We start from the raw sequence: 12,100 nt of genomic DNA on the forward strand, positions 1-12,100 counted from the left end.
CAAATGTCCAAATGATCAAATCTCTAAATGACTCGCGCTTGTGCGGAATTTAATCATTTTCTTTAGGCGATATTTCAACTTCTTCTTATTTCTGCTGCTGGAAGTGATTTGTATTGTGTTGGTATTCCAGAACAATAACCTCCAGCGATCTGCCTACCTTAACTCCGCCAATGATATTAGTGGGAAGCTGTACGACAAATACAACAACGTACAATACTACTTTCACCTGAAAGCTACCAACGACAGCCTGGTAGCGGAAAATACCCGCCTGCATAATGCCGTTCGCACCAGCTTTGATTCTGTGGTGACAGGCACCGGCCTCAAAATAGATACGATCCGCCAATACAGCGACGATACCCTTCACCGGGTGATCGGTACCCAGATCCGCCGCTATAAATACTTTGAGGCTAAGGTGATCAATAACTCCGTTAACAAGCCCATCAACTATCTGACGATCCACCGCGGCAGCCTGCAGGGTATCCGTCCCAATATGGGCGTTATCAGCAGCAGCGGCGTGGTGGGCGTGGTAAGAAGCGTAAGCGATAACTATGCAGTAGTGCTTTCCATGCTCTCCAAATCCAACTCCGTGTCTATCAGCGCCCGACTGGCGCAAGGCAAGGAAATGGGGTCTGTACACTGGGACGGCGACAACGCCACCTTTGCCCAGCTAAAGGACATTCCAAAGAGCGCTAAAGTACATAAAGGGGATACCGTGGTGACCAGCGGCTTTTCTGCCCTGTTTCCCGAAAATATTCCCATTGGCTACGTAGACACGGTGATGATGTCGGATAAAGCCGGCACGTCTTTTAACATCCGCCTGCGGCTGGCCACGAATTTCTATAACGTACAATATGTGTATGTGATAGAAAATCTGCTGAAAGATGAACAACAACGACTAGAAGACTCAACTTACAAGTTGATTAAATGAGTATACTGTTAAGAAATATTATCCGGTTTGCATTCCTGTTGCTGATACAGGTGTTTGTGCTCAACAAGATACTGATCCACCAGCTGGTGAGCCCTTATCTGTACATGCTCTTCATCCTGGCGCTGCCTTTTAACCTGCCGCGCCCGGTGGTGATGTTGCTGGGGTTCCTGATGGGTATCTCCCTCGATATGTTTTCCAACACTATGGGGATACATGCGGCTGCCTGCGTATTCATCGCTTACCTGCGACCGTTTATTATCAATGTCCTGTCGCCCCAGGGTGGCTTTGAAACAACCCAGAAAACGCCGTCCATGACCAGTATGGGGGTGTCGCAGTTTCTGATCTATGCAGCGGTGCTGGTATTTCTGCATCATGTGGTCTTTTTTACCCTGGAAGTTTTCGGCTTCGGCAACCCATTGTACCTGATGCTGAAAATCCTCCTTTCTACTGCTGCCAGCCTTATTCTGATCGTGTTGTACGAATTGTTATTTTTCACAAAGAAATAGCAGTCTGCCATAAGCGTTTGCCAAATATTACTATTAAATTTATACATCGGAAAAAGGAAGTTGTCAGCAGTTAATGCCAACAACAAGCATTTTAAAATTTATCCGTCCTCAATAGCATGTCAGTTTTTAATCAGCCCAGAAAAAGAGTTATACAGGCGATTATACTTGGGATGGTGGTGCTGATCATTACCAGGTTGTTTTTCCTGCAGATCGTGGAGAAGAAGTACGCGAAGCTGGCGGATGCCAACGCCGTACTCAGAAAGGTGGTGTATCCCAGCCGTGGTATCATCTACGACCGGAAAAACAAAGCTATTCTCAGTAACGACGTGCTTTATGACCTGGTGGTAACACCGGCCAGCGCCAAGAACATTGATACAGCCTACCTCTGTAAAATATTAAACATCGATAAGGAAGAATTCCGGAAACGTATTATCAATGCGATCGTTAGAAACGGCCGCGTGAGACAATCCGTTTTTGCGGCTTTGCTGCCGGCTGAAGTATTCGGCCAGCTGCAGGAAAGCATGTACCTCTTCCAGCCGGGATTTGAACTGGTACCCCGTCAGATACGCTCCTATCCTTATGCGGCAGCGGCCAATATCCTGGGGTATATCGGGGAGATCTCACCGGAGCGTCTCAAAGACACCGCTTATTCTTCCTACAACTCCGGCGACTACCTCGGTCTGGCTGGCCTTGAAAGGACCTATGAATCGGTGCTCATGGGCACGCGCGGTATCCAGTACCTCGTGAAAGATAACCTGAACAGGCCGCAGGGCGCTTACGAAAACGGCGAATTCGACAGCGCCGCTATCGCCGGTAAAAACCTGCGCCTGTCGCTCGATATTGAACTGCAGCAGTTCGGGGAAAAACTCATGAAGGGTAAAATGGGCAGTATCGTGGCCATCGATCCGCAAACAGGCGGCATTCTGGCGATGGTCAGCGCGCCTACCTTCGACCCTAACCTGCTCACCGGTTCCTACCGCAGTACTAACTCGGTGCTGCTGAACCGTGATACTACCAAACCGACCTTCAACCGCGCCATTCAGGCTACTTATCCGCCAGGATCTACCTTCAAGCCCATGATTGCGCTGGTAGGACTGGATGAAGGCGTGATCACGCCCAGCTTTGGTTATCCATGCGGGGGCGCCTATTACGGTTGCAGCAGGCCTATTAAGTGCGAGCACCATGATGCCGGTCACGCTGCCAACCTGCGTTTAGCGCTCTCCCATTCCTGCAACTCCTACTTTTCGCATGTATACCGCCTGAGCGTGGACGCTGCTAAATTTGGCGGCATCCGTGCGGGAGGGCTCCAGAAATGGTCCGACTATATGAACAGCTTCGGCTTCGGTCACCGTATCGGTGTGGACGTGCCCAGTGAGGCCCGTGGTATCGTGCCTACGCCGGCATTCTATGATAAGATGTATAGAGGCAGCTGGAACTCCTGTACTTCCGTGTTCCTCGGTATCGGTCAGGGTGAGCTGACGCTCACACCGCTACAGATGGCCAACGCCATGTGTATTGTGGCCAACCGCGGCGCCTACTACATCCCGCACTTTGTACAAAGTATTGATAACGACGATACCCATCTACTCGACAAATACAAGGAAAAACACGTGGTGGCGCATATCTCTGATACCGCCTACAGCGCGGTAATCCATGGTATGACAGACGTGGTGGAAAGCGGTACCGGCCGCGTGGCCCAGATCGAAGGGATTACCATCGGCGGTAAAACCGGTACAGCGGAAAACTATGGTATTGTTGACGGTAAACGTACCAAACTGAAAAACCACGCCGCCTTTGTGGCGTTTGCACCAGCTGAAAATGCCCGTATAGCCGTTGCCGTTATCGTGGAGAACTCCGGTTTCGGCGCCCGCTACGCGGCACCTATCGCCAGTCTCATGATGGAGAAATACCTGAAGGACTCTATCTCTACCAAAAGACAGGCGCTGATGAAAACCGTGATGGAAACAGTGACACTGGACCCGGCCATGGTGGCTAAATCTAAACTGGACTCGCTGAACAATAGCGCCATTATCAAGAAAAACGGAACTAAATAACTCAAACGAAATAAACAGAGAAACCGCTCATGAACCGCTCGCAAGCCAAACTGACACAAGGGATTGACTGGCCAATCGTAGGCCTGTACCTGGCGCTGGTGATCATCGGCATCATGTCCATCTTTGCTGCGGAATACCGGGGCGATGATAACGTCTGGCAGAATATTATCCACCTGAATAAAAACTATTCGCGCCAGATGATGTGGTTTGGCGTGTCTCTGGTATTGGCGGCGATTATCTGGCTCACGGACAGTAAGTTCTTCACGGCCACTTCCAACCTGTTATACGCCGGTGGCTTGTTATTGCTGCTATTGGTGTTGGGCATTGGTAAAGATGTAAAAGGATCACACTCCTGGCTGGTGATTGGTGGTTTTCAGTTTCAACCGGCAGAGTTAACGAAACTCTGTACCAACCTGGCTTTGGCCAAATACCTATCATCGCAGGAAACAGACTTTACGAAGTTACGGTCGCGGCTGATCGCCGCTGCCATTGCGTTGATTCCTGCTGCCATTATCATTTTGCAGGACGAAACCGGGCTGGCGCTGGTATACTTCTCCTTTTTCCTCGTTATGTTCCGTGAAGGGTTACCAGGTATCCTGCTGGTGATCGCCTTTTCCGGTATCGTACTGGTATTGTCGGCCCTGCTGGTAGACAAATACGTGCTGTTTACCATCTTCTCTGTGATTACCGCGTTGGTCATCTATTTCATGCGACGGGAAATCAAACGGAAGCGGTCGCGCCTGCTGGTGATCATCGGTGTATATGCCTTCTGCTCTATATTCGTCATGTTTGTTGTGCCTTTCGCTTTCACCAAAGTGTTGAAAGACTATCAGGTGCGTCGTATCGAAGTAATGCTGGGCAAGGAAAACGATCCCAAGGCGACTTATAATACCCGGCAGAGTATGATCGCCATCGGCTCCGGTGGTTTCTGGGGCAAGGGGTACCTGAAAGGCACCCAGACCCGCTTTGACTTTGTGCCGGAGCAGAGTACGGATTTTATCTTTTGTACTGTTGGGGAAGACTTCGGCTTCTTAGGTAGTGTGATCTTCCTTGGACTATATGTAGCGCTGCTTTTCCGGATCATCTTTGTGGCGGAGCGACAGCGATCGACCTATTCGCGCGTGTATGCCTATGGGGTGGCCAGTATTGTCTTCTTCCACCTTGCTATTAATATATCGATGACCATTGGTCTGGCGCCGGTGATTGGTATCCCGTTGCCGCTGGTGAGCTATGGCGGGTCCTCGCTGATGACCTTTACCATGCTGATATTTATTATGCTGCGGCTGGATGCCGACCGGCAGATGGTGTTGCGGTAACCAGGGCTGCAACCTAATGGTGAATGGGCTATCTTTGCATCATGGCACGAATTATTCCATTATCAGAAGGTTCATTTACGGTAGATGCTACCAAACGGTTTTCTCCTTTCAGACTGGGCACAGATAATCTGCAGGACCGTCCGCACGGCTCCCTGTTGGTAGAGATACAGCCTTTTCTTGTGATCACTGACCGTGACTATATATTATTTGATGCCGGGCTTGGTTTCCGTAACGAAGACGGCGTATTGCAGATTCATCAGCACCTGATAGACCATGGTATCAACCCTATGGAAATCACCAAGGTGCTAATGAGCCACCTGCATAAGGACCATTCCGGTGGCGTATCTGCCGCTGATCCTATCACGGGCGAGCGCACCCTCACCTTTCCCAACGCTACTTATTATGTAAATAATGAAGAGATGCTGTATGCCATGGAGCATGCCGGCAAATCGTATCTGGCAGAAGACATCATATTGCTGCAGCAACGCGACAATGTGGTGTTTACCACCGGCAACGGCACTATCGACGGTTATATACATTATGAACTGACAGGTGGTCACTGTCCTTATCACCAGGTATTTCTGGTAGATGACGGAGAAGACAAGGTCTTTTTCGGCGGTGATGTGGCGCCACAGATTTCGCAGATGAAAAGCCGTTTTGTAGCCAAATATGATTACGATGGCAAACGCAGTATGGAGCTGCGTCAGGAGTTTATGGAGCGTGGTAAGCAGGAAGGCTGGACTTTCCTCTTCTATCATGATACCAAAGAGCCATTTGCCAAATTCTGATAACAGGAACAGGAGCAGACACCTATGTACACCTTGTATGATCGCTTCGCATTAAGAGGGCAACACCATATCAGGACATGGGAGCAGCAGGGCCAAAGCTGGGCTGCTTACAGCAATTACCGGCAGCCGGCCGCTCATGGACTGTACATACCACAGCCGGTGCTCAACCTGGTGGTACGGGGTGAAAAGAGAATATACGACGGCTTGCAGGTGCACTGCCTGCGGGCCGGCGATGTGTTTCTGATACCATCCGGCAGTGTTATCTGCTCAGAGATATTACGGCCATCGGCAGACTATGCCAGCATCAATTTTTTCCTGCCGGCAGATTTGCTGGCCACGCATTACGCCGCCGCCGGTACCGGCAAACATGCGGCCGGGTCTACCCTCACACTTTCCCCTTCTGCTCAATGGCAGCAGCTCACGCAGGTATTGTTGCGGGATTTCCGGGAAGACGGGGCCATGCCCGCCTACGAGAACATGATGGACCGCGTATTGCAATTATTGCAGCGGGAAACCATCATGGTAAAGCAGGCGCTCGCCGGAAGGCCGTCTGTCCCGATGCAGCAGATGATGGCCAGACTACATAAGGGAATTCACGAAGTACGGTTACTGGAAGATATCGCGGTGATGGGAAATATGAGCCTGGCCACGCTGAAACGGCGCTTCCGTGAAACGTACCAATGTAGTCCGATGCAATGGATATGGGCCAAGCGGCTACAGATGTCGGCGCTGTTGTTACGCACCACCGAACAACCTATCCCGGAGATCGCCTATAGCACCGGCTTTGAAGACCTCTCCCATTTTTACCGGCAATTCCGCAGATGTTTTGGTGTGACGCCCGTGCAATGGCGTCGCGGAGAAATTGAGCTTTTCAGCCAATAACGCCGGTAACAAAACCCCTACCTTGTTGATTCAAAAAAAGTGATCATAAAATGGAAAACATGACCTCCTTTGGGAATGCCTGGGTGGCAGCCTGGAACAGCCATAACCTTGACGAAGTGATGTCGCACTATTCACCGGACATTACCTTTTACTCTCCTTTTATTCAGAAAATCAACAATGATCCGGAAGGCTGTATCCGTGGCATTGATAACCTGCGTGCTTATTTCAGCAGGGCGCTGACGGCTTATCCGGACCTGCATTTCGAGTTATATCATATACTGGAAGGCGTAAACTCCGTGGTGCTGTATTACAAGAGCGTCAACAATTTACTGAGTACAGAGATGATGGTATTGAAAGATGGGAAGGTGGTGGAGGTCAGAGCGCATTATAAAGCACAGTAAAATCGATATGGGGTAAGTATAAAAAAAGGGAGATCATTGATCTCCCTTTTTTGTTATCGTTTTATGGTCTTCTTCTGAAATTCCCGCCCTGATTGATTCTGTTAAGGCGTTGATTATTCAGGTGATTGAGCATAATGGTCCGGAATTCGCGTTCGCTTTTAAAAACTGCGCCGGCTTTGCGGGCAGGCAGTACGCGTTGGAATTCGTTGGTATATCTTGATCTGATATCGTACATTCTTTTTTCGTAGCCGAGGTCATTGTCCATATTTCTCCTGGCGATATCATCGGCGTCGCCGGGCAGCGTTCTGTCCTGTTGCCTTTTGTTATGGCGTTCGGCGATGAGTGTTTCCACTTCTTTCGTATAGTTTTTATATACCGGCCAGAACTTCTCTGCCTCATCGGCGGAGAGGTTTAATTTCTGGGAGAGGTACTGCATCTGAAGATTTTTGATTTTTTCAGCTGCTTCATCAGACGTGGGTTTTTGTGCCTGGGTTATGGCACTCGTCAACATAAGCAGGACAATCCCTATTATTTTAAAATTAAAGCGTTTCATGCATCACTACTGGTTAGGTAACACCTCTTTGGAAAACGATGACTGTTGCAGGTATTGTTCAATGGCAGCGGGCGGAATCCCATCATTCAGTTGTTGTTGTAAGGCTTCCGGAGCTGACACGTCGGCAAAGCCGGCGAAGATAGCATCGTTGTCAAAAGCGTCAGTATGGTTTTGGAGATAGTATTCAATATCCTGGTTGTCGATCCTTTCCAGTTGTTTTTCCACATTAAAGCTGCCATCCCGTTGCAGGAAAAGCAGGGCTGTGGTGCCGGCGAAAGTGATTAAACAGGCGGCAACGGCGTATTTCAGCCACTTTCTGACAGGATTCCGGTGTGCTACGCGCATGGGCGGCGTTACAGATTCCGGCGGAAGTGCAGTCAGAGAGCCGAAATATCCGGTGGGTACGGTAAAGGGGACCGGTTTGGGTATGGCCGCCAGCAGAGGGGATAATGCCTCCAGTTCGGCTATGACCGGGTTTTCCTCAGCAGCATGTATCCGTTGGAGGATGGCTTGTGGGAGCTCCTCAAAATATCCGGTGGGTACTGTAAAAGGAATATCGGGTGTAAGTACGCCCGTGTGGTTGGGTTGCAGTAGATGAACCTGTTGCAGCACTGCATCCGGTAACCGGTCGAAATAACCAGCCGGCACCGTAAAAGGTGCGTCAGCAGGCCAGTTGGCATCCGGCGCCAGTTGTTTTAATTCATTGCTGATATGTTCGTGCTTGTTCATATACAATTTTTAGACAGGTCACCGCTTCAATAGTTTAATGAGATTTTAATCTTTTGCCAAAAAACTTTAAAGACAGCTTAAAATCGGGGTGTGTGGGTTATGACGGGTCATTATATATCCGTTCCTCTGATAAAATCCTCGATTTTTTTGACTGCATGGTGGTACGATGCTTTCAGGGCACCTTCTGACGTGTCCAATACCCTGCTCATTTCTTCGTAGGGCATTTCGTCGTAATATCTTAAGTTGAATACAATTCTCTGCTTTTCAGGTAGTTGTAATATAGCTTGTTGTAGTTTCCATTCCAGTTTATTGGCATCAAACTGGGCGTCTGCCTTTAGTTTGTTGCTTAGTCCGTCTTCCACGTCAGAGAGGGAGACCGCAAATTTTCGTTTTTGTTGTTCCAGGAAGGTCAGGCATTCATTGGTCGCTATTTTATACAGCCATGTAAACAACTGTGCATCTTCCCGGAAGTTTTCCAGGTTTTTCCACACTTTTATGAAAACGTTCTGTAGCACATCATTGGCGTCGTCATGAGAAATGACCAGCCGCCTGATATGCCAGTAAAGCCTTTCCTGGTACTTGCGGATGATCAGGGTAAAGCCCTGTTCACGGGTTTCGGGCATCCGGTATAGTGCCAGTAATGTTTTATCGTCCTGTGTAACGGCCATAGGTTAAATGGTTCTTGGACAGGTTTTATTTTCCTGAATATAAAGAAAAATCTTGCTGTCAGGTACTTTAATGATGGTATAAAGTATTGTTTCTTCTATGATATGTAGAAAATGCAAAAGTTTAACGGGGTAGTAAGGTATTTGTTGGGATTATCATAGCGGGGGCTTCAGCCCGGGATGTAATAAAAAAGCCCATGAACGTTGGTCCATGGGCTGTAATAAATTTATTCGTGTGCATTATTGTTTCTTTCTCTGCATGGCTTTTTCAGCCGCTGCCACGATATGGTCTGCATCGAGGCCATATTTTTTCAGCAGTTCCACGGGTTTGCCGCTTTCGCCGAAAGTATCGTTGGTACCAACGTATTCGATGGGCACGGGGATGTGGCGGGCAGCTACCTGAGCGATGCTGTCGCCGAGGCCGCCGAGTACGTTATGTTCTTCCGCTGTCACCGCGCAGCGTGTTTTGCTGAGGGATTTGATCACGGCTTCTTCGTCCAGCGGTTTGATGGTGTGGATATTGATGATTTCCACGCTGTAGCCTTTTTCTTCCAGTATTTTACCGGCTTCAACAGCGATCCATACGAGGTGGCCGCAGGCGAAGAGGGTTACATCGGTACCTTCATGAAGGATTTGTGCTTTACCGATCTGGAAGTCCTGATTTTCCGCGGTGAAGTTAGGCCATTTAGGACGGCCGAAGCGGAGGTATACCGGGCCTTCGTGTTCAGCGATGGCGATGGTAGCGGCTTTGGTCTGATTGAAATCGCAGGGTACGATCACTGTCATACCGGGCAGCATTTTCATCATGCCGATATCTTCGAGTATCTGGTGGGTAGCGCCGTCTTCACCGAGGGTGAGGCCTGCGTGGGAGGCGCATATTTTCACATTTTTATTGGAATAGGCCACAGACTGGCGGATCTGGTCATATACCCTGCCGGTAGAGAAGTTGGCGAAAGTGGTGGTATATGGTATTTTGCCACCGATGGTCATACCGGCGGCGATGCCGATCATATTTGCTTCGGCGATGCCTACCTGTACAAAGCGGTCGGGGAATTCTTTCACAAAAGCGTTCAGCTTCATAGAGCCGAGCAGGTCGGCGGTCAGTGCTACTACATTTGGGTTTTTGCGGCCCACTTCGAGTATGCCCTCACCGAATCCGGCGCGGGTTTCTTTTTCGTTCAGCGGTTGAATATCTTTTACCATTGCGGTCTTTTTAAAATTGAGGCGTAAATGTAAACATTTAATGTCAGGAAGTTAGTTGCTCAGCACTTTATTGCGGAGGCTTACTTCCCACTGCCATGCTGTGCGCATACAGTCTTCGATACCGATTTCCGGTGTCCAGCCGAGTTTTTCTTTGGCGCGGTTGTTATTGGCGTAGATTTCAATTACGTCGCCCGGGCGGCGTGGGCCGGTGGTGTAGTTGAGTTTTACGCCGGATATTTTTTCAAAAGCTTTAATGGCTTCCAGTACGGTTACGCCGTTACCGGTGCCGAGGTTAAAGATTTCGCAGTTAGAGGCATTTTTACGATCAATCAGATACTGCATGGCTCTGGTATGCGCGTTGGCGATGTCAGTTACGTGGATATAGTCACGTACGCAGGAGCCGTCGCGGGTATCGTAGTCGGTACCGTATACGACCATTTTCGGGATTTTGCCGATAGCGGTCTGTGTGATCACAGGTACCAGGTTGTCTGGTTTGCCGAGGGGCAATTCACCGATGAGACCGGAGGGGTGTGCGCCAACCGGATTGAAGTAGCGCAGCAGGATAGACTGTGTATCGTTTACCCGGCTGTAATCTTCGATGATCTGTTCACCCATTTGTTTGGTGCGTGCATAGGGAGATTGCGCTTCGCCCAGTGGTGTTTCTTCTACTACCGGCAGTGCGTTGGTATTACCATATACAGAGCAGGAAGAGGAAAACACGAAATTGGGGATATTAAATTCCTTGATGCATTTCAGCACATTGATGAGAGAGGTGAGGTTGTTATGAAAGTACAACAGCGGATCTGCTACAGACTCAGGGACAGTTTTGAGGGCTGCAAAATGGATTACGCCCACGATGTCCCTGTTTTCATGGAATACAGCATGGGTGTCTTCCAGGTTACAGAGGTCCACTTTGTAATTACGTACTTTTTTGCCGGTAATTTTTTCCACGCCATCCAACAACTGTGTGGTACTTCTGACGTTGCTGTCAACAGAAACCACGTCGAAGCCATGATTGATTAAATCTACTATAGTATGGGAGCCAATATAGCCGCAACCACCCGTAACAAGAACCTTCATGATAATTTCAGATTTACGTTTTAATGAGATGTCAGATCATTTTTTGTTCCAGTACTCTTTCGAGGTACTGGCCATAGCCGCTTTTCAGCAATGGTTTGGCCAATTCCATCAGTTGACCGGCAGAGATAAAGCCTTTACGGTAGGCTATTTCTTCGATACAGGCGATTTTGATGCCTTGTCTTTGTTCGATGACCTGTACAAACTGGGAGGCTTGCATCAGGGAGTCGAAGGTGCCGGTGTCCAGCCAGGCTGTTCCGCGGGGTAAGATAGAAACTTTTAACTTGCCGCGCTTCAAATATTCTTTATTCACATCTGTGATTTCATATTCGCCGCGTGGGCTGGGTTGCAGGTTTTTGGCTATTTCCACTACGTCATTGTCGTAGAAATAGAGGCCGGGGACGGCGAAGTTGGATTTAGGTGTGGCAGGCTTTTCTTCGATAGACAGGACACGCATGTCATCGGAGAATTCCACGACGCCATATCTTTCGGGGTCGGATACCTGGTAGGCATATACGATACCACCGTTAGGATGGGTGTTGTTGGCCAGCTGTGTGCCGAGGCCGGCGCCATAGAAGATGTTATCTCCCAGTACCAATGCCACGCTGTCATTACCGATAAATTGTTCACCAATCACGAAAGCCTGTGCCAGTCCGTTGGGCAGGGGCTGTTCTGCATAAGACAGGTTCAGCCCCAGTTGGCTGCCATCACCAAAGAGGCGTTGAAAGGAGGGCAGGTCATGCGGCGTAGAGATGATCAGAATATCTTTTATACCAGCCAGCATCAGTGTAGACAGTGGATAATAGATCATGGGTTTATCATATACCGGCATTATCTGTTTGCTGATGGCGTAAGTGATAGGATGTAATCGGGTACCGGAGCCGCCGGCCAGGATGATTCCTTTCATTATAGATCTGTTTTGATTGGATGTTATAGGCTTTTATAGAAAACCGCACAAAAATAGTTGCTCTAATCCACATGACGGCATTTTTATACAA

13 protein-coding genes are annotated in these 12,100 nt (G+C 49.0%); 7 read left to right on the top strand and 6 right to left on the bottom strand.

What is annotated here, in order from left to right:
• The first annotated feature begins 40 nt into the window (after positions 1–40).
• The 7 genes from mreC (at position 41) to ICL55_RS13600 (ending at position 6,875) form a co-directional block, all read left to right on the top strand.
• The gene (gene mreC, locus ICL55_RS13570; protein WP_188097914.1) at positions 41–928 is read left to right on the top strand and encodes a rod shape-determining protein MreC; all 888 of its coding nucleotides are present in this window, start codon (positions 41–43) and stop codon (positions 926–928) included.
• The gene (gene mreD, locus ICL55_RS13575) at positions 925–1,434 is read left to right on the top strand and encodes a rod shape-determining protein MreD (RefSeq protein WP_188097916.1); all 510 of its coding nucleotides are present in this window, start codon (positions 925–927) and stop codon (positions 1,432–1,434) included. Before mreC ends, mreD begins: the two co-directional genes overlap by 4 nt.
• Positions 1,435–1,550: 116 nt before the next feature.
• Positions 1,551–3,488: a penicillin-binding protein 2 gene (gene mrdA, locus ICL55_RS13580; RefSeq protein ID WP_188097918.1), complete on the top strand. Its 1,938-nt coding sequence runs from the start codon at positions 1,551–1,553 to the stop codon at positions 3,486–3,488.
• A gap of 29 nt (positions 3,489–3,517) precedes the next feature.
• Positions 3,518–4,804, top strand: coding sequence for a rod shape-determining protein RodA (rodA, locus tag ICL55_RS13585; protein WP_188097920.1), 1,287 nt, complete (start codon positions 3,518–3,520; stop codon positions 4,802–4,804).
• Between the two features lie 41 nt (positions 4,805–4,845).
• Complete coding sequence (locus tag ICL55_RS13590; protein ID WP_188097922.1) at positions 4,846–5,592, top strand: MBL fold metallo-hydrolase; 747 nt, start codon at positions 4,846–4,848, stop codon at positions 5,590–5,592.
• A 24-nt stretch (positions 5,593–5,616) separates the two neighbouring features.
• Positions 5,617–6,474, top strand: a complete 858-nt coding sequence (locus ICL55_RS13595; RefSeq protein WP_188097925.1) for a helix-turn-helix transcriptional regulator — start codon at positions 5,617–5,619, stop codon at positions 6,472–6,474.
• Between the two features lie 50 nt (positions 6,475–6,524).
• Positions 6,525–6,875 carry a nuclear transport factor 2 family protein gene (locus tag ICL55_RS13600; RefSeq protein ID WP_240975099.1) on the top strand — a complete coding sequence of 117 codons (351 nt, stop codon included), beginning with the start codon at positions 6,525–6,527 and terminating at the stop codon, positions 6,873–6,875.
• A 61-nt stretch (positions 6,876–6,936) separates the two neighbouring features.
• Here the strand turns inward: ICL55_RS13600 and ICL55_RS13605 are convergent, their stop codons facing one another.
• The 6 genes from ICL55_RS13605 to rfbA all read right to left on the bottom strand — a co-directional run bounded on the left by ICL55_RS13605 (position 6,937) and on the right by rfbA (position 12,009).
• Positions 6,937–7,311, bottom strand: a complete 375-nt coding sequence (locus ICL55_RS13605) for a hypothetical protein (protein WP_188097927.1) — start codon at positions 7,309–7,311, stop codon at positions 6,937–6,939.
• 123 nt (positions 7,312–7,434) lie between these two features.
• Positions 7,435–8,157: a hypothetical protein gene (locus ICL55_RS13610; RefSeq protein ID WP_188097930.1), complete on the bottom strand. Its 723-nt coding sequence runs from the start codon at positions 8,155–8,157 to the stop codon at positions 7,435–7,437.
• Positions 8,158–8,267: 110 nt separating this feature from the next.
• Positions 8,268–8,825, bottom strand: coding sequence for an RNA polymerase sigma factor (locus ICL55_RS13615; RefSeq protein ID WP_188097932.1), 558 nt, complete (start codon positions 8,823–8,825; stop codon positions 8,268–8,270).
• A gap of 237 nt (positions 8,826–9,062) precedes the next feature.
• Positions 9,063–10,025, bottom strand: coding sequence for a transketolase family protein (locus ICL55_RS13620; protein ID WP_169223808.1), 963 nt, complete (start codon positions 10,023–10,025; stop codon positions 9,063–9,065).
• Between the two features lie 51 nt (positions 10,026–10,076).
• Positions 10,077–11,105: a UDP-glucose 4-epimerase GalE gene (gene galE / locus ICL55_RS13625; protein ID WP_188097934.1), complete on the bottom strand. Its 1,029-nt coding sequence runs from the start codon at positions 11,103–11,105 to the stop codon at positions 10,077–10,079.
• A 31-nt stretch (positions 11,106–11,136) separates the two neighbouring features.
• Positions 11,137–12,009 (bottom strand): glucose-1-phosphate thymidylyltransferase RfbA, encoded by an 873-nt coding sequence (rfbA, locus tag ICL55_RS13630; protein ID WP_188097937.1) that lies wholly within the window; start codon positions 12,007–12,009, stop codon positions 11,137–11,139.
• Positions 12,010–12,100: the final 91 nt, after the last annotated feature.

Origin of the sequence: Chitinophaga varians, assembly GCF_014529945.1 — a bacterium.
In the GTDB taxonomy this organism is placed as follows: Bacteria; Bacteroidota; Bacteroidia; order Chitinophagales; family Chitinophagaceae; genus Chitinophaga; species Chitinophaga varians.

Excerpts from the sequence above, each read along its gene's own strand:
- mreD (WP_188097916.1), top strand. The coding sequence starts at position 925 with ATGAGTATACTGTTAAGAAATATTATCCGGTTTGCATTCCTGTTGCTG.
- mrdA (WP_188097918.1), top strand. The coding sequence starts at position 1,551 with ATGTCAGTTTTTAATCAGCCCAGAAAAAGAGTTATACAGGCGATTATA.
- rodA (WP_188097920.1), top strand. The coding sequence starts at position 3,518 with ATGAACCGCTCGCAAGCCAAACTGACACAAGGGATTGACTGGCCAATC.
- ICL55_RS13590 (WP_188097922.1), top strand. The coding sequence starts at position 4,846 with ATGGCACGAATTATTCCATTATCAGAAGGTTCATTTACGGTAGATGCT.
- ICL55_RS13595 (WP_188097925.1), top strand. The coding sequence starts at position 5,617 with ATGTACACCTTGTATGATCGCTTCGCATTAAGAGGGCAACACCATATC.
- ICL55_RS13600 (WP_240975099.1), top strand. The coding sequence starts at position 6,525 with ATGGAAAACATGACCTCCTTTGGGAATGCCTGGGTGGCAGCCTGGAAC.
- ICL55_RS13605 (WP_188097927.1), bottom strand. The coding sequence starts at position 7,311 with ATGCAGTACCTCTCCCAGAAATTAAACCTCTCCGCCGATGAGGCAGAG.
- ICL55_RS13610 (WP_188097930.1), bottom strand. The coding sequence starts at position 8,157 with ATGAACAAGCACGAACATATCAGCAATGAATTAAAACAACTGGCGCCG.
- ICL55_RS13615 (WP_188097932.1), bottom strand. The coding sequence starts at position 8,825 with ATGGCCGTTACACAGGACGATAAAACATTACTGGCACTATACCGGATG.
- ICL55_RS13620 (WP_169223808.1), bottom strand. The coding sequence starts at position 10,025 with ATGGTAAAAGATATTCAACCGCTGAACGAAAAAGAAACCCGCGCCGGA.
- galE (WP_188097934.1), bottom strand. The coding sequence starts at position 11,105 with ATGAAGGTTCTTGTTACGGGTGGTTGCGGCTATATTGGCTCCCATACT.
- rfbA (WP_188097937.1), bottom strand. The coding sequence starts at position 12,009 with ATGAAAGGAATCATCCTGGCCGGCGGCTCCGGTACCCGATTACATCCT.